Annotated in this window: 17 protein-coding genes and 1 tRNA gene; 6 read left to right on the plus strand and 12 right to left on the minus strand. The window is 66.1% G+C overall.

The genetic code is table 11. The annotated features are described in order from the left end of the window. Window positions 1-134: 134 nt before the first annotated feature. The 5 genes from ACSQ12_RS15865 to ACSQ12_RS15885 form a co-directional block, all read right to left on the minus strand. Complete coding sequence (locus tag ACSQ12_RS15865; RefSeq protein ID WP_436066011.1) at window positions 135-1523, minus strand: MFS transporter; 1389 nt, start codon at window positions 1521-1523, stop codon at window positions 135-137. Then, complete coding sequence (locus ACSQ12_RS15870; RefSeq protein WP_436066012.1) at window positions 1520-2029, minus strand: winged helix-turn-helix transcriptional regulator; 510 nt, start codon at window positions 2027-2029, stop codon at window positions 1520-1522. The genes ACSQ12_RS15865 and ACSQ12_RS15870 overlap by 4 nt, the downstream gene beginning before the upstream one ends. 33 nt (window positions 2030-2062) lie before the next feature. Next, window positions 2063-3367, minus strand: a complete 1305-nt coding sequence (locus tag ACSQ12_RS15875; protein WP_436066013.1) for a glycosyltransferase family 87 protein — start codon at window positions 3365-3367, stop codon at window positions 2063-2065. 6 nt (window positions 3368-3373) lie between these two features. After that, window positions 3374-4558 (minus strand): cystathionine gamma-synthase, encoded by a 1185-nt coding sequence (locus ACSQ12_RS15880; RefSeq protein ID WP_436066014.1) that lies wholly within the window; start codon window positions 4556-4558, stop codon window positions 3374-3376. 73 nt (window positions 4559-4631) lie between these two features. Continuing rightward, window positions 4632-6017, minus strand: a complete 1386-nt coding sequence (locus tag ACSQ12_RS15885) for a cystathionine beta-synthase (RefSeq protein ID WP_436066015.1) — start codon at window positions 6015-6017, stop codon at window positions 4632-4634. A 114-nt stretch (window positions 6018-6131) separates the two neighbouring features. Between ACSQ12_RS15885 and ACSQ12_RS15890 the strand changes: the two genes are divergently transcribed. Continuing rightward, window positions 6132-7319: an SLC13 family permease gene (locus ACSQ12_RS15890; RefSeq protein ID WP_436067014.1), complete on the plus strand. Its 1188-nt coding sequence runs from the start codon at window positions 6132-6134 to the stop codon at window positions 7317-7319. A gap of 4 nt (window positions 7320-7323) precedes the next feature. On the opposite strand, the gene ACSQ12_RS15895 is transcribed toward ACSQ12_RS15890, so the two are convergent. Beyond that, complete coding sequence (locus tag ACSQ12_RS15895; RefSeq protein WP_436066016.1) at window positions 7324-7752, minus strand: VOC family protein; 429 nt, start codon at window positions 7750-7752, stop codon at window positions 7324-7326. Window positions 7753-7907: 155 nt separating this feature from the next. Between ACSQ12_RS15895 and ACSQ12_RS15900 the strand changes: the two genes are divergently transcribed. Further along, window positions 7908-8888 carry a DNA-3-methyladenine glycosylase family protein gene (locus ACSQ12_RS15900; RefSeq protein WP_436066017.1) on the plus strand — a complete coding sequence of 327 codons (981 nt, stop codon included), beginning with the start codon at window positions 7908-7910 and terminating at the stop codon, window positions 8886-8888. A 115-nt stretch (window positions 8889-9003) separates the two neighbouring features. Here the strand turns inward: ACSQ12_RS15900 and ACSQ12_RS15905 are convergent, their stop codons facing one another. Continuing rightward, window positions 9004-10680, minus strand: coding sequence for an AMP-binding protein (locus ACSQ12_RS15905; RefSeq protein WP_436066018.1), 1677 nt, complete (start codon window positions 10678-10680; stop codon window positions 9004-9006). Window positions 10681-10782: 102 nt separating this feature from the next. Here ACSQ12_RS15905 and ACSQ12_RS15910 point away from each other — a divergent pair, with 102 nt between their 5' ends. Then, a complete protein-coding gene (locus ACSQ12_RS15910; protein WP_028269669.1) occupies window positions 10783-11061 on the plus strand; it encodes a putative quinol monooxygenase in 279 nt (92 codons plus the stop codon). A gap of 108 nt (window positions 11062-11169) precedes the next feature. Here ACSQ12_RS15910 and trxA read toward each other — a convergent pair whose 3' ends face one another. Continuing rightward, complete coding sequence (gene trxA, locus ACSQ12_RS15915; RefSeq protein WP_209742968.1) at window positions 11170-11583, minus strand: thioredoxin; 414 nt, start codon at window positions 11581-11583, stop codon at window positions 11170-11172. An 81-nt stretch (window positions 11584-11664) separates the two neighbouring features. Continuing rightward, entirely contained in the window at window positions 11665-12210 is a 546-nt protein-coding gene (locus ACSQ12_RS15920; protein ID WP_436066019.1) for an acyl-CoA thioesterase, read from the minus strand. A 60-nt stretch (window positions 12211-12270) separates the two neighbouring features. Between ACSQ12_RS15920 and ACSQ12_RS15925 the strand changes: the two genes are divergently transcribed. Both ACSQ12_RS15925 and ACSQ12_RS15930 read left to right on the plus strand, forming a co-directional pair. Next, window positions 12271-13005, plus strand: a complete 735-nt coding sequence (locus ACSQ12_RS15925; protein WP_436066020.1) for a potassium channel family protein — start codon at window positions 12271-12273, stop codon at window positions 13003-13005. A 601-nt stretch (window positions 13006-13606) separates the two neighbouring features. Continuing rightward, window positions 13607-14551 (plus strand): LysM peptidoglycan-binding domain-containing protein, encoded by a 945-nt coding sequence (locus ACSQ12_RS15930; RefSeq protein WP_436066021.1) that lies wholly within the window; start codon window positions 13607-13609, stop codon window positions 14549-14551. Between the two features lie 59 nt (window positions 14552-14610). Here the strand turns inward: ACSQ12_RS15930 and ACSQ12_RS15935 are convergent. Both ACSQ12_RS15935 and ACSQ12_RS15940 read right to left on the minus strand, forming a co-directional pair. After that, a tRNA-Tyr gene (locus ACSQ12_RS15935) sits at window positions 14611-14692 on the minus strand. 161 nt (window positions 14693-14853) lie between these two features. Then, a complete protein-coding gene (locus ACSQ12_RS15940) occupies window positions 14854-15108 on the minus strand; it encodes a hypothetical protein (RefSeq protein WP_436066022.1) in 255 nt (84 codons plus the stop codon). Window positions 15109-15346: 238 nt separating this feature from the next. On the opposite strand from ACSQ12_RS15940, the gene ACSQ12_RS15945 reads away from it, so the two are divergent. Continuing rightward, entirely contained in the window at window positions 15347-15838 is a 492-nt protein-coding gene (locus ACSQ12_RS15945; protein ID WP_330187356.1) for a YajQ family cyclic di-GMP-binding protein, read from the plus strand. Between the two features lie 15 nt (window positions 15839-15853). On the opposite strand, the gene htpX is transcribed toward ACSQ12_RS15945, so the two are convergent. Continuing rightward, window positions 15854-16723: a zinc metalloprotease HtpX gene (htpX, locus tag ACSQ12_RS15950; RefSeq protein ID WP_436066023.1), complete on the minus strand. Its 870-nt coding sequence runs from the start codon at window positions 16721-16723 to the stop codon at window positions 15854-15856. Window positions 16724-16755 lie beyond the last annotated feature (32 nt).

A 16755-nucleotide genomic window follows, 5' to 3' on the forward strand; every position in this document is an offset into this window, starting at 1 on the left:
TCGTCCTCACATCCTACTGAAACAGCGGCCCTGTCCCCTGCTGCGCTGCCCCGGCGTGGCACCACAAGCCGGCGGAACCAGCCTCCGGGCTTTATGCGCTCCCGGCTGCCGGCCCGTCCGCCTGGGCGGCTCGCTCAGCCCTCGGCGGCCCTTGCCTCCACGAGGACAGGTTCCCGTGCCGCGGCGTCCTTGCGGATGGTGGCGCTGATGACGGCGGCAATGGTGCACATGGCGGCTGCGCCGAACCAGGCGTACGTGTACTGGCCGGTGGCGTCACGGATGGCGCCGGCGGCCAGGGCGGCGGCGGCCGCGCCGAGCTGGTGGGCGGCGAAGACCCAGCCGAACACCACGCTGCCGTCGGCGCCGAACACCTGGCGGCAGATGGCAGCGGTGGGAGGGACGGTGGCCACCCAATCCAGCCCGTAAATCACCACGAACACGATCATGCTGGGCTGGACCGTGGCGCTTAGCAGGAGCGGCAGCACCAGCAGTCCGATGCCGCGGAACTGGTAGTACACCGCCAGCAGGATCCGCGGGTTGAAACGGTCGGTCAGCCAGCCGGATGCGATGGTGCCCACGATGTCGAAGATTCCGACGACGGCGAGCAGGCCCGCAGCGGTGGTTTCGGCCATGCCGTGGTCGTGCGCGGAAGGGATGAAGTGGGTGCCGATAAGCCCGTTGGTGGTGGCCCCGCAGATGGCGAAGCCGGCCACCAGCGCCCAGAACGTCCGGACCTCGCTGGCGCGCCTGAGCACCTGCAGCGCCCGGACGGCGGCGTTCCCCCCGGGCGCGGCGTTCCCGTCGGGAGCTGTGCCGTTGCCGCCGGGAACGGCGGCGCCGCCGGACGCTGGTGAAGGGGCCGGTTCCGCGGCGGCGTCGGAGCCGTAGGGCAGCACTCCGGCGTCGGCGGGTGAGTTCTTGAGGAATTTAAGCACCAGCGGCACCACGGCCAGGGCACCGGCGGCGATGAGCAGGGAGGCCTGCCGCCAGCCGGGATCCTGCGCCAGCATGGCGATGAAGGGCAGGAAGACCAGCTGCCCGGCGGCACTCCCCGCCGTCAAAATGCCGATCACCAGGCCGCGGCTCTTGGCGAACCAGGTGTTGGCGATGGTGGCGGCGAAGACCAGTGCCATGGAACCCGTACCCAGTCCGATCAGCAACCCCCAGGTCAGCAGGATCTGCCAGGACTGGTTCACCAGCACGGTCAGGGCACTGCCGGCGCCGATCAGGACCAGCGCCACCGAGGTCACGGCGCGGATGCCGAACCGTTCCATGAGTGCCGCAGCAAAGGGGGCGGTGAGGCCAAAGAGCACCAGGTTGATGCTGACCGCCGCGGACAGCACGGTGGTGGACCAGCCGAATTCGTTCTGCAGCGGCACCATCAGGACCCCGGGGGCCGCCCGGAAGCCTGCTGCGCCCACCAGGGCAAGGAATGCGACGGCGGCCACGATCCACGCGGGATGCAGCCGGCGGCGTGGTTTCGTGTGGGGAGCGGAGGGCAGCGTGGTCTTGGGGGCGCTCATGCTGCGGTTCCGTTCTGTGGGGCTGCCGTGGCCAGCGGAACCGGTTCCGGGGTGCGGGTGAGGCTGTGCCAGCTGGTGTTGTCCGCGCTAAGACGCTCACCGCAGGCCGTGCAGGTGTCCGCGGAGGACGTCCGCTGCCCGCAGGTGGAGTGGATGACAAACATGTGCGCCGTTTCGGACGGCGCCGGGAGGTGCTTTTCAGCCCAGATCACGACGGCATTAAGAACCGGCAGCGCGTCCTCGCCCTTCCCGGTGAGGACGTACTCCTGCCGGGTGCGGCCGCCGTCGTCGTACGGTTTCCGCTCCAGCAGCCCGTCGTCCACGAGGCCGGCCAGGCGTTTGGTGAGCACGGAGTCGGCGACCATCAGCCGCTTCTTCATGGCATCGAAGCGGCCGTTGCCGAAGAAGACTTCGCGGAGCACCAGCATGCTCCAGGGATCGCCAAGGATATCGAGGCCGCGCGCCATGGCGCACGTGCGTTGGGACCAGTCAGAGCGGAGTGCCATGCAGGCTACCGTAGCTGACTTTCTTCAAGAAAGCTAGGTTGTCCGGATACCCGTTTTACCGGCTGGAGATGAGCGAAGCGAGGCCCTCGAGGGACGGTACGCGAGGGCCCAGTACGCCAGCATCGCGATGCCGCACACCACACCCAGGCTTGACACCGTGAGCTGCCACTGCGTCTGCGGGTCCTTGCCCCATTCGGCTGCTCCGGCCCAGACCGCCAGGTTCTTGGGCGTCATGTAGAAGGCGATGGTGGAGAAAACAACGATGACCCGGCCGGCAGTCCGCATCCTGCCGTTGCGCGACGGCACGCGGTGCATCGCAAATGCCATGCTGGGCAGCGCAACAGCCACCCAGACCCAGTGGTGTGACCAGGAAACCGGGCTGATCAGCAGCATGAGAACGGCGGTGGCGGACACCGCGATGAAGTTCTCGTCAACGTCCACCGCCCACTTGATGACCAGCGCAGCGAGAACTACCAGCGCCAGCGAAAGGACCAGCCACGCCAGGTTGGTCACGGACGAATCCGGCATGCCGACGTGCAGCAGCAGCCCCTTCAGGGAGAGGTTGTCCACGTAAGCCGGTCCGCCGATCCGCCCGGTGTCAGGCAGGATCTTGGTCCAGAAAGCCAAGGACGCCTGGGGCAGGATTGCCCAGGACAGCGCAATGGAACCGAAGAAGCCGGCAGCCATCCAGCCGAGCGCCTTGAAGTCGCGGCGCACCAGGAAGTACAGGCCGAACGCGAGCGGGGTGAGCTTCACTCCGGCGGCCAGTCCGATCAGCAGGCCGGCAGGCCACCGGATTTCACCCGCACGCGACTTCCCGTACAGGGCGAAGTCCGCGAGGATCAGGCCCATCAGGATGATGTTGATCTGGCCGAATACGAACGTGTCCCGCCATGGCCCCAGGAGCAGGATCGCGCCGGTTCCCACCAAGGCAGTGGTCCTGAAGCGGTAGTCCGCAAAGGCTGCGCGCCACGACTTAATGCCGAAGTAGTGCCGGGCCAGCCAGCCTGCCACCACCGCTGCACCGGCCAGGGCAGCAACGATGAAGACCAGGCTGCTTGCGTCAAAGCTCATCGTCGCCAACAAGGCAAAGAGCAGGGCAGCAAACGGCGGGTACGTGAACGGAAGGCCGTCACGCGGTGCGTAGAGCTCGTTGGCGCCGCCTTCACCTGATGCCAGGACGCGGCCGCCGCCGTAGTAGTAGACCTCGAAGTCGTTCAGGAACGGTTTGTAGTCCGTGTACAGGAACCACACTGCTACGGCAAGAATTACGGCACCGGCCGCAGTCGCGAGCCAGCCGCGGGTGGCGGGCGAAATAGCCCGAAGCGAGATGGTCACCGGCTGCTAGCTGCCCGCACCAATGAAGGTGAAAGCGTGCTCCAGGTCCGCAATCAGGTCCTCGACGTCCTCGATGCCGCAGGAGAGCCGGATCAGATTGACCGGCACTGCCAGTTCCGTCCCCTTGACCGAAGCGTGCGTCATTTCCGACGGGTAGTTCATCAGGGATTCAATGCCGCCGAGGGACTCGGCCAGGGTGAACACCGACGTGTTTTCCGCAACGGTACGGGCCGCGGCTTCGCCGCCCTTGAACTGCACGGAAATCATGCCGCCGAACTTCTTCATCTGCTTCTTCGCCAGTTCGTGGCCGGGGTGCGACGGGAGGCCCGGGTACAGCACCGCCTCCACTTCCGGGCGCTGCAGCAGCCACTCGGCCACGGCCTGGGCGTTGTCGCTGTGCCGGTCCATCCGGACGCCGAGGGTCTTGAGCCCGCGGGTGGTGAGGAAGGCGTCCATCGGCCCGGAAACCGCGCCGACGGCGAACTGGACGAAGCCGATCTTCTCGGCGAGTTCCGCGTCGTTGACCACGATCGCTCCGCCGACGACGTCGGAATGGCCGCCGATGTACTTGGTGGTGGAATGCACCACGATGTCGGCACCAAGGGCCAGCGGGGTCTGCAAATAGGGCGACGCGAAGGTGTTGTCCACCACCAGGAGGGCGCCGGCGTCGTGGGCCAGCGCGGCGAGCGCTTCGATGTCGGTGATCTTCATCATCGGGTTGGAAGGGGTTTCCACCCATACGAGGCGGGTGGTGCCGCCGTCCGTCCCGCCCGCGGCGACAGCCTTCGCCACCGCATCGAGATCCGCCATGTCCACGGGGGTGTTGCCGATCCCCCAATCCCCCAGCACACGGCTGATCAGGCGGTAGGTTCCCCCGTAGGCGTCGTTGCCCAGCACGATGTGGTCCCCGGGGCGGGTGAGCGCCCGGATGAGGGAGTCCTCCGCGGCCAGGCCCGAGCTGAAGGAGTAGGCGTGCGAGCCGCCTTCGAGGGCGGCAAGCTGTTCCTGCAGCGCGTCGCGGGTGGGGTTGCCGCCGCGGCCGTATTCGTAGCCGTCGCGCAGCACTCCGATGGCTTCCTGGGCGTAGGTGGAGCTGAAGTGCAGCGGGGGCACCACGGCGCCGGTGCGCGGCTCGAAGGCCTGGCCGGCGTGCACGGCGCGGGTGTTGAAGCCTTGGTTTTCTCTGGACATGACGTTCCTTTCGGCTGGAGTCCGGTGATCGAGCCTGTCGAAATCCTGGTCCGGCACAGGCTCAACCACCGGGTCAGTTGCTGAGGTAGGCGAGAAGGTCGTGGCGGGTCAGGATGCCCACCGGGGCGCCAACGAACGTGACCATCACGGTGTCGACGTCGGAGAGCAGTTCACGGGCGGCGGAGATGGTTTCCAGCGATCCGATCACGGGCAGGCGCTCCCCCATGTGTTCGGAGATCTTGTCCGTCAGCTTCGCCTCGCCGCGGAACAGCTTGGAGGTGAGGCTCCGCTCGTCCACGGCGCCCAGCACCTCGCCCATGACCACCGGCGGCTCCTGGGACAGGACCGGGATGTGGGAGACGCCGAACTCGTTCATGATGTTGATGACATCGCGCACGGTTTCGTTCGGGTGGATGTGCACCAGCTCGGGGAGCTCACCGGTCTTCGACTTGAGCACCTCACCGACGGAGGACTCTTCGCCGCCGGACAGGAAGCCGTAGGACCGCATCCACTGGTCGTTGAAGATCTTCGCAAGGTAGCCGCGGCCGGAATCGGGCAGGATCACCACCACCACGGCGTCCTCGGGCAGGTCCTTGGCTACCTGCAGGGCGGCCACGACGGCCATGCCGGAGGATCCGCCCACCAGCAGGCCCTCCTCGCGGGCCAGCCTGCGGGTCATTTCGAAGGACTCGGCATCGCTGACGGCAATCACCTGGTCCGGAACGGACTTGTCGTAGTTGGCCGGCCACATGTCCTCACCGACGCCTTCGACGAAGTACGGCCGTCCGGTGCCGCCCGAGTACACGGAGCCTTCGGGGTCGGCGCCGATGATCCGGACGCGTCCGCCGTCGGCTTCGGGACGGTTGGCGGAAACCTCCTTGAGGTACCGGCCCGTGCCGGTGATGGTGCCGCCGGTGCCCGCCCCGATCACGCAGTGGGTGATCCGCCCGTCCGTGTCGCGCCAGATTTCCGGGCCGGTGGTTTCGTAGTGGCTCCCGGGGGCGGCAGGGTTGGAGAACTGGTCCGGTTTATAGGCGCCGGGGATCTCGGTGACGAGGCGGTCGGACACGCCGTAGTAGCTCTGCGGGCTGTCAGGTGCGACGGCGGTAGGCGTCACCACCACTTCGGCGCCGTATGCCTGCAGGACGGCACGCTTGTCCTCGCCCACCTTGTCCGGCACCACGAAAACGCAGCGGTAGCCCTTCTGCTGTGCCACCAGTGCCAGGCCAACGCCGGTGTTCCCCGAGGTGGGTTCAACGATGGTCCCGCCGGGCAGCAGCTTGCCGTCCCGCTCCGCCTCCTCGATCATCTTCGCCGCGATCCGGTCCTTGATGGACCCCCCGGGGTTGAGGTATTCCACCTTCGCCAGGACGGTGGCTTTGATGCCATCGGTGACGTGGTTGAGCTTGACGAGAGGCGTGTTGCCGATGAGGTCCAGGACGGACTGGGCGTACTTCATAGGTACAAAGTTACCGTCTCTGACCTGTTCCCCTTGCCTCGGCGGAAGAGCATGCCGGCAGGCGTCCGAGCGTCGCTCGCGCACGCACACGGCAGCGGATGGGACGATGGGGCGGTGGAGCGGTTCGCGTGGCTGACGAAGATACGGAGCTACCTCCTGCCGGGGGCCGTACTGGCGGCAGGCATGGGCGCCCTGGCGGTTGGTGCGCTCCCGGGGCGCGCTTTCGGGGAACTGGCGGCCCGCACCATCCCGATCCTGTCCTTCGTGCTGGCCATGTCGCTGGTCACTGAGCTCCTGGACGAGGCGGGGCTGTTCCGCGTGGTGACGGACCGCCTGGCTGCCCTGGGCCGGGGCCGGGTCTTCTCCTTGTGGCTCCTGGTCATCGCGGTGGCCACTGTCTCCACGGTGTTCCTGTCCCTGGACACGACGGCGGTGCTGGTGACTCCTGTGGTGGTGCTCCTGGCCGTCCATGCCCGGATTCCGCCCCTGCCGTTCGCCCTGACCAGCATCTGGCTCGCCAATACGGCCTCCCTGTTGCTTCCGGTGTCCAATCTGACGAACCTTTTGGCGCAGGACAGGCTCGGGCTCAGCCCGCTCGGCTTTGCGGCTTTGGTCTGGGCGCCTGCTTTGGTGGGATTGCTGGTCCCGCTGGCCCTGTTGTGGCTGGCGTTCAGGCGCGAGCTGCGCGGTACCTACGGTCCACAGCCTGTCCACCGCGTGCGGGACCGCGGCCTGCTGATATTTGCAGCCGGCACGCTGCTGGTGCTGCTGCCTGCGTTGGTGTCCGGAGTTCCGGTGCAATACCCCGCGATGGTAGCCGCGGCTTTCCTGCTGGCGGTCTTCCTGCGGCGCCGCCCGGCCGCGCTGCGCTGGTCCATGGTTCCGTGGCGTCCGCTGATGCTGACGGTGGGCCTGTTCATGATCGTGGAGGCCCTGCACGCCAACGGCCTGACTTCGCTCCTGGCCGGAGTGTCCGGATCAGGCGACAGCCTGTCCGCCCTCCTGCAGTTGGCGGGGCTGGGCGCGGGCGCCGCCAATGCTGCCAACAACCTCCCCGCCTACCTGGCCCTGGAACCTGTGGCCAGCTCGCCGGCCAGGCTCGCCGCCCTTCTTATCGGCGTGAACCTTGGCCCGCTGGTGAGTCCGTGGGCGTCGCTGGCCACGTTGCTCTGGCACGAGCGGCTGCGGGCGCTGAACGTCCGGATCAGGTGGGGCGGATTCGCCCTGGCGGGCCTGGGGGCTGCAACGCTGACGGTTCCCCTGGCAGTCGTGGCGCTGTGGGCGGCTTCAGGCATGCACTGAGGCGTCAGGCGCCGATGTCGTTGGCAGCGGCGTCAGGGCTGACGGCGGGGCCCGGTTCCGCGTTTTGCCACAAGCCCACGATGTTCCCCTCGCTGTCCTTGAAATAGGCGTTCCACCCCATGCCCGGAACCTCCATTTTGCCCCGGAAGACTGAACCACCCACGGCGGCAATCTTCGCCAGGGCGGCGTCAATGTCCTCCACGTCAACGGTGACCACCGGTGCCGCCATCTCCCCCTCCCGGCGGAACATGCCCCCGTTGATGGAACCGGCCGCGGACGGCATGCCGGTGTCATCGACAGGCGTCGTCATGATCAGCGTGTAGCTCATATCCGGCAGCGGATTCATCTCCCAGCCAAACGCCGAACTGTAAAAATCCCGTGCGCGGTCTTCGTCGTCGGCGGGGATCTCGAAGTGCACTACTCCTCCGGCCATTGTCTTCACCTGGCATTCCACACTCTGGCCGCAATCGGCCCGGCGCGGGCGGTCCACGCCACACCTGGAGTCTAGGCCCGGGGGTCGGTGACGGGCAGGGCCGTTCGGCCTTGCCGGTTTCCGGACCTGTCAGCCCCGCGTGGGACGATGGGTAAATGACCATCGCAGACGTCCCCGCCGGCCTGGCCGCCGCGGCGGATGCCTCCCTGCGGTGGCATGCCGGCGGCCCGTTCAACCTCCTGCAGACGCTCGGCACACTCATGCGCGGCAATGGCGATCCGGCGTTTGCTGCCGCACCGGACGGGCTCTGGATGGCATTCACCACGCCGTGCGGGCCGGCCACCCTGCGCCTCACCGTGGCCGGGGACCCCCGCGAACCGGCGGTGGACATCCAGGCCTGGGGACCTGGTTCGGAGGAGGCCGTGGCCGGCGCGCCGCGGCTGCTGGGCAGCGGGGACGACTGGTCCGCGTTCGACCACCCGGAGTTCCACTCCACGCTCCCCCGGATGGTGGTGGAAGCCCGACGCCGGAACCTGGCGCTGCGGCTCCCGGCCACCGGCCGGATGGTGGACTCCCTGGTGCCCACCATTCTTGAGCAGAAGGTCACCGTCATCGAAGCCCGGCGCGGCTACCGCTACCTGATGTACCGTTACGGGGCGCCGGCTCCGGCTGCCGGTTCGTCCGCTCCGGCCGGCCTGCGGCTGCAGCCCACACCGGAGCAGTGGCTGCGCATCCCGTCGTGGGAGTGGCACAAGGCCGGCGTGGGTCCCCAGCGTTCAGCCACGGTCATGCGGGCGCTGCGTTCCGCCGTCGCCCTTGAACGCCTTGCGGCGCTGCCGGCAACAGAGGCGGCCGCCGGGATGCAGACCATTCCGGGCATCGGGGTCTGGACCACGGCGGAGGTGGTGCAGAGGACGCACGGCTGCCCTGACTCCATCGCGGTGGGCGACTACCACCTCGCGGCCTACGTCGGCGCAGCGCTGACCGGCCGGAGGACGGACGACGCCGGGATGCTGCGGCTGCTGGCGCCGTGGCAGGGTCACCGGCAGAGGGTGGTGCGGATGATCGGCCTCAGCGGTTTCCGGAAACCCACGTTCGGCCCCCGCATGACCATCCAGGACCACCGGCGGCACTAGGCGGCAAGTGTGAATGGAGGCCTGGGAACCCTCGCGAGCGGATGGTTCTCCCCATCCCGGCGGGCACGTTAAGGTGCCTTATCGCTGGCATCGCCGGCCACCGCACGCGCGAAGGCTACAACCCCAGCCGGGCCACGGCCTCCTGCCGCATCTCCACTTTCCGGATCTTCCCTGACACCGTCATCGGGAAGCTGTCCCGGACCTCCACGTAGCGCGGGATCTTGTAATGCGCCAGCTTGCCGCGGCAGAACTCGGCGACACCGGCCGCGTCCAGCGGATCCGCGCCGGGTTTAACGATGATGCAGGCCATGAGCTCCTCGCCGTACTTGGCGTCCGGCACCCCAATCACCTGCACGTCCTGGATGGACGGGTGGGTGTAGAGGAACTCCTCGATCTCGCGCGGGTAGATGTTCTCGCCGCCGCGGATCACCATGTCCTTGATGCGGCCTTCAATCACCACGTAGCCGTCCGCGTCCATCCGGGCCAGATCCCCGGTGTGCATCCAGCCGTCCGGGTCGATCGCCTCCGCAGTCTTGTCCGGCTGGTTCCAATATCCCTTCATCACGGCATACCCGCGGGTGCACAGCTCGCCGATTTCCCCGCGCTCCAGCACCTCGCCTGTCACCGGGTCCACCACCTGGCTCTCCAGCTGCGGCATGGTGCGTCCCACGGTTTCAGTGCGCTGCTGCATGGTGTCGTCGGCGCGGGTCATGGTGGATACCGGGGAGGTTTCCGTCATGCCGTAGCAGATGGCCACATCCTTCATGTTCATGTCGGAGATGACCCGGTTCATCACCTCGATGGGGCACAGGGATCCGGCCATCACACCGGTGCGCAGCGTGGACAGGTCATAGGAGGCGAAGTCCGGCAGCGCGAGCTCAGCAATGAACATGGTGGGTACGCCGTACAGCGATGTCCCGCCGAAGTCCTGGACCGCTTCGAGCGCCGCCGACGGGGTGAAGGAGCGTCCCGGAATGATGGTCGCGGCGCCGTGGCTGAGGGCATTCAGGTTCCCGATCACCATCCCGAAGCAGTGGTAGAACGGCACCGGAATCACCACGCGGTCATGCTCCGTGTAGCCCAGCAGCTCGCCGATGGAGTAGCCGTTGTTCAGGATGTTGCGGTGCGTCAGGGTGGCACCCTTCGGGAACCCGGTGGTGCCCGACGTGTACTGCAGGTTGATGGGGTCCTGCGGGTCCAGTCCCGCCAGGCGGGCCTTCAGGACGGAATGCCCGACGTCGTCAGCCCGCTTGAGCAGCTCGGCGTACGTCATTTCCGCAGCAGTTTCAGGATCACCGGCCTGCAGCTGCGGCTGGCCGCCATCTGGCAGGAAGACCAGCTCCTTCAACTCCGGGCATTCGGCGAGAGCCTGCCTGGCCATCGCCGTGTAGTCGCTGCTGCGGTCCGACGGCGCCGCCACCAGCATCCGCATGCCGTTCTGCCTGACCACGAACTCCAGTTCATGGCTCCGGTAGGACGGGTTCACGTTGACCAGGATTGCCCCGATTTTGGCCGTGGCGTACTGCAGGATGGTCCACTCCGCGCAGTTGGGGCTCCAGATGCCGATCCGGTCCCCGGCGGCGACGCCGCGGGCGATCAGCGCCCGGGCCAGCCTGTCGACGTCGTCGTTCAGCTTGGTGTAGCTCCAGCGGCGGGCGTCCGCTCCGGGTACCGGAGCCGCCTCGATCAGGGCGTCGTGGAACGGGAACCTGGCCACCATCCGCTCGAAATTCTGGCCGATGGTCTCGTCAAGCAGCGGGACGTCAGTGTCCCCGGCTGTATAAGCGCGCATGCTGGCACGCTACCAACAGAGCCCCGGCAATAGAAGCCTAAAACTAGGAAGTCCTACAAAATATTCGGGGAGGCAAGCGGCCGGGCCGGTATTGTGAAACGCATGAGTGCACCCATTGACCTGAAGGCAACGTTCATCCCCAACGACGGCGAATTCTTCCGCGTGAAGCTCGCCCTCGAAATCGCGATCGACGAGGTGGTCAACGAACCCGGCTGCATCCGGTACGAGCTGACGGAGGCCACCGAGGAAAAGCTGGTGCTGACGGAGCAGTGGGCTTCCGAAGAGGACCTGGCCAAGCATTCCAAGGGCACCGCCGTCCAGGACCTCAATGAATCCCTGAGCGCCCTGCTGGCCGAACCTGTCCAGCTCGAACGCCTGTAACCCCTTTTCCGTCCAACAACGAGGGGCCACTCCGCCCGAACGAACCAGGGTTCGTGGGCGGAAGTGGCCCCGCGTTGGAGTCTAAGGCGATGAGCGACCGGCGGCCCCTTAGGCCTCCGGGATCTGCGTGCCGTCCTGCTTGCCTGCCGCCGCGGCCGCCTCGGCCTGGGACCGGGCAACATGCGCGTGGACTTCTTCCATGTCCAGTGCCTTGACGGCGTCAACCACCTGCTCCAGCTGCTGGGCATTGAGCGCGCCGGGCTGCGAGAACACCAGCACCTTCTCGCGGAAGGCCATCAGCGTGGGGATGGACGTGATGCCTGCTTCGGCGGCCAGCTGCTGCTCGGCTTCGGTGTCCACCTTGGTGAACACGACGTCCGGGTGCTTCTCTGAAACTGCGGAATACGTGGGTCCAAACTGCTTGCAGGGACCACACCATTCGGCCCAGAAATCAACGAGGACGATGTCGTTGTTCTCGACGGTTGATGCGAACTGTTCACCTGTAATGTCTACGGTAGCCATGGGTCAACGGTACGCGAGCCGTCCGGTGATGTCCCGCGCGTTTCGCTCTTGGCACACCTTTTGCCGTCCGGCATCCGCGGCCTAATGCCAGAGGTGCGGCGCCGGCCGGCGGGCCCCGGGCAGCGCGTTGGTCTCGCGCCACTCGTGGATCCACTCCGGCAGTTCGAGCCCGGCCGGCGGCTCGCCGAACTCCCGGAAGATCTCCTCCTGGCTCACCGGCCTGCCCTTGCTGACCAGCCGCGTTGCGATGTGGGCGCGGGCATAGATTTCACCGTCCGCCACCATGCGCTGCTCGAAATAGATGGCCTTGGTGTCGAGTCCGATAATCCGGGATTCGATGGTGTATTGCTGCCACAGCTGCAGGGACTTCCGGAAGGCGATGGTCTCCCCTGCGGCCACCGGCGACCACCCCTGCTGGCGCATCTTCTTCCAGGTTCCGCTCCGCGCCATGAGATCAAACCGGCCCAGGTCCATGAGCGAGAAGTACATCCCGTTGTTGACATGCATGGCGATGTCGATGTCGGTCGGCAGTACGCGCAACGGGAGGGAGGACGTGTCCCAGATACTCAGGGGCGGGCGGCGCGAGGACGTGAACAGGAGCAGGAGCGTTCGCAAAAGCAGGTGCATGCCATCATGTTACCCGCGAGTAACAAGAGCGCCAAGAGTTGTCCCCTTTAGGATTTCCCCATGACGCAGCAACGCTACAGGGACATCGCCGAGTGGCCATTGATGGGAACAGCACTGATTTTCCTGGCAGCTTACGCCTGGCAGGTGATCGGCCACATCGAAGGGCGGCAGGCCGAGTTCCTCGAAAGCGTCATGTGGATCACCTGGGCTGTCTTCGTTGCCGACTACGCGGCGAACCTGTGGCTCGCGGACAACAGGAAGCGCTGGTTCATTCGCAACTTGCACGAGCTGCTGATTGTGGCGCTGCCGTTTTTCCGGCCGCTCAGGCTGCTCCGGCTGGTCACCCTGCTGTCCGTGTTGCACCGGACCGTGGGCGAGACGCTTCGCGGCCGCGTGGTCACCTATGTGGCCGGCTCGGCCGTCCTGCTGGTGTTTGTGGGCGCACTGGCTGTCCTGGACGTCGAACAAAATGCGCCCGACGCCAAAATCGTCACCTTCGGCGACGCCGCGTGGTGGGCCATCACCACCATCACCACCGTGGGCTACGGGGACCTCTTTCCCGTCACACCCATCGGCCGCATGGTTGCCGCTGCCCTGATGATGAGCGGCATCGCCGTGCTGGGTGTCGTCACGGCGTCCATCGCATCATGGCTGGTGCAAAGGGTCGAAGAGAACACGGAAGCGGCCGTGGAGTCGGCTGAAGTTCCGGTCCGCGCGGAGGTCCGGGAACTCCTGGCGGAGGTGGCCGCCCTGCGGCAGGAATTGGCGGCGCTGCGCCGCGAACGCGAGCCATAAACCTCCCCTGAGGGCCAAGAGAATTTGCGAAAAGGTAGCCATCCGGTCGTTACGTCCGGGTGGCTGCCTTTTTTATTGAATTAATCCACATGAGTGAATTATGAAAAGCATCAAGATTAGCTCAATATCCTGGATTTCGCCCGGACTGACCTAATTAACTACCTGCCCCTATATCCGCGTATTAGGTGCATCTGCCGCCAGGCCCAACCGGAAACCAGAGGGAATTACCTGCTTCCGGCCGAGTAGGCCACCGCACTTTTTCGAGTGTCCCCGCCGGCCAGGAAAGAAGCCATTGCGTATACCCGGCTGAGGCGCGGGTGCCAGGTACGAATATTCGGGTAATTCCTACTCGTGCGGTGATTACCTCCCCATTCATAGACTCAATATTCCTAGGGCAAGCAGCATTCCGGAATTACCCGTCGCCATTAAGTGGGCGCGGGTCTAACCATTCGGGCTTCCGAAATTACTCATCGTTTCGGCAGTTCACTTCATGCGTCTCCGTGCCGCGGGCAGCTCCTCAATGCCGCCCAATGCCGGCGCACCGCCGCCCTGGGGCCTGCTGTCCTGTCGACCCCAAGGCATTGACTCTCGGGGGGAACCGATGGATCAAAACGAGCTTGACCTTGGGGACAGAACACCTGTCCCGGCATCTGCAACAGTCCACAGTGGAAGAACCAGGCTAAGGACCCTCCTGGCCGCGGGAGCGGTGGTTACGGCAGTCGCCGTGGCCGCTGTCGGCTACTCCGCCTCCGCGCAGACGTCCAGCGTCACCGACACCCAGGCGGCACCGGCGCCTGAGGCCGCCAAGTCCACAGACGCTCCCGCTTCTGCAACGGCCGGAGCCGGCACGCCGGAGGCGGCCGTTGCCGCCGTCCCGGAGCCCGCCGTCCCGGAGCCCGCTGCGCCGGCCCCGGCCGCAGAACCCGCTCCTGCGCCGGCCCCTGCCCCGGCGCCTGCCCCGGCGCCGGAAGCGTCCAACCTGTATACGGTGGTCGCCGGGGACACTGTCGGGGAAATAGCTGCACGCTTCGGGGTCGACATGAACGCCATGCTGGCCGCGAACGGCCTGGGCCTGTACTCACCGATCGTACCGGGGCAGGTCCTGAAGCTGACGGGACCGGCCGTCGCCGCCCCGGCACCCGCTGCTCCGGTACCGGCGCCCGCCCCTGCTGCAGCACCAGCACCTGCTGCGGCTCCCGCTCCGGCGCCTGCTCCGGCAGTCCGCACGATCTACGTAGCGGGTGCCGGCGGACAGTCCATGGTGGACGCCTGCATCGGCCCCATCCACTTCACGCCCACCGATGCCTACGCACTTTTCATCACAGAGCATGACTTCTGCGGCGGATGGGCCCGGTTCTCGGGCATCGGCGTCGGCGAGACCGTCAGCATTCCCGGCTACGGGACCTACACGGTGGTCGGACGGGGCCAGGTGCCAAACCCCGGCACCACCAACAATGTCTCGGCGATCTTCGGCGGCTTCCCGCGGGTCATCCTGCAGACCTGCATCCCGGGGACCAGCCAGATGCTGGTGATTGGCCTCAACTGACGTTCCCGGACAACGAAAAAGTCTCCGGAACCTGATGGTTCCGGAGACTTTTCCTTGGGTGGCAGATGAGGGATTCGAACCCCCGTAGGCGTTGCCAGCTGATTTACAGTCAGCCCCCTTTGGCCGCTCGGGTAATCTGCCGAACTTCAAAAGAAGATCACTCGCGGCTTCCTTGGCCAGAACCACTGTTTCCAGTCCGTTCCGCTTCCAGCAACCGCGGGCAAGACAACTTTACAGAACTTCTGCCGAAGAATCGAATCGAGCCGCTGAGACCTCCGAATACCCCGGAAATCCGCCAAAAATCAGGCTTCGCCAAGAATGCGTCCGGCCAGTTTCGCTTCGAACTTCGCTGCCTGCTCCTCGGTGATCTGGTTCAGCTGCACCGCCCGCATCAAATCTGAGTGCACACCGTCCAGTCGGGAGGAAGCATCGGCCACTGGGCTAAGGATGATCGAGGCAGCTACCGCGGCGGCTGCTACGGAACTGGCCGCAGCAGCGAGGGAGGTGGCTGCAGCGGCAGTGGAGCGGGTGACGTAGCGGACGGCCTTCTGGTGCATGTGCTTTCCTTCCGGGGCAACTCTTCCAACACTCCAACTCTGGGGGTCAAGACTTCGTTCCCGCCGTGCATCCGCTTTGAGGAGGCTGTGAATGGCCCGGGACGCCTCCGCTGCGACCGTTTCCGCCCCGAACCCGGCCCGGGCCCTGAGCCTTCACTTCGCCGCCATCCGTACTAGGCTGGAATGCAGACACTACTGCCCCTGAAGGGGCACCCATGCGATCAGCAGGAGGACAGTTATGGCAGGCGAATCCACATTCGACGTCGTCAGCAAGGTAGACAAGCAGGAAGTTGCCAATGCGCTGAACCAGGCGCAGAAGGAACTGGCCCAGCGCTACGACTTCAAGGGCGTTGGCGCCGAAGTCGATTTCAGCGGTGAAAAGATCCTGATGAAGGCCAACTCGGAAGAGCGGGTGCTGGCCGTCCTGGACGTACTGCAGTCCAAGCTCATCCGCCGCGGAATCTCGCTGAAGTCGCTGGACACCGGCGAGCCCTACGCATCCGGCAAGGAATTCCGGCTGGAGGCGACCATCAAGGAGGGCATCGCCCAGGACCTCGCGAAGAAGATCAACAAGCTGATCCGCGACGAGGCACCCAAGTCCGTCAAGTCCCAGATCCAGGGTGACGAACTTCGCGTGACGTCCAAGTCCCGCGACGATCTGCAGGCCACCATGGCTCTCCTGAAGGACTTTGACGAAGCCGACCTGCAGTTCGTCAACTTCCGCAGCTGATTCCTCCCGCGGCGCTCAGCTGACCGGGCCGCCCGCCATCAGTTCCAGCCGGGTGATGCGGTCCTGCATCGGCGGGTGCGTGGCAAACATCCGGGTCACACCGCCGGCCCGGAACGGGTTGGCGATCATCAGGTGCGAGGTGTTCACCAGCTTCTGGTCCGGCGGGAGCGGCACCATCTGCACGCCCTGATGGATCTTGCGCAGGGCTGAGGCGAGCGCCAGCGGATCGCCGGTGAGTGCGGAACCGTCCTCGTCGGCGTCGTACTCCCTGGTCCGCGAAATGGCCGACTGGATCACCACCGCCGCGAGCGGAGCGAGAAGCGCCATCGCCATCACCGCGAGCGGGTTTGAGTTGCGGCGATCCCCTCCGCCGAAGATCAGCAGCATCTGGCCCACCGAGGTGATTACGCCCGCTACTGCGGCGGCCACGGACGAGGTCAGGATGTCCCTGTTGTACACGTGCATGAGCTCGTGGCCCAGCACCCCGCGAAGCTCCCTGACGCTCAGGAGCCGCAGGATGCCTTCCGTGCAGCAGACGGCGGCGTTCTGCGGGTTCCTGCCGGTGGCAAAAGCATTAGGCGCCGGGGTGGGCGAGATGTAGATCCGCGGCATGGGCTGGTTCGCTTTGGCGGAGAGCTCCCGGACGATCTGGTAGAGCTGGGGCGCCTGCTCCTCGGTAACGGGATAGGCCTGCATGGAGCGGAGCGCGAGTTTGTCGCTGTTCCAGTACCCGTAGGCTGTGGTGCCCACGCCCACCAGTGCCATGATCCAGATGGGGGTGGTGCTCCGCATGCTGGTGCCGATCACGGCACCCAGCCCCAGCAGCACCGCCCAAAGAACCCCGAACAGAGCCGCGGTCTTCAATCCGTTGTGGTGATTATGCACTGTGCCTCCTCAGGACGTTACAACCCTCAAGT

The organism is Arthrobacter sp. LjRoot14 (assembly GCF_964253905.1).
Lineage (GTDB): Bacteria > Actinomycetota > Actinomycetes > Actinomycetales > Micrococcaceae > Arthrobacter.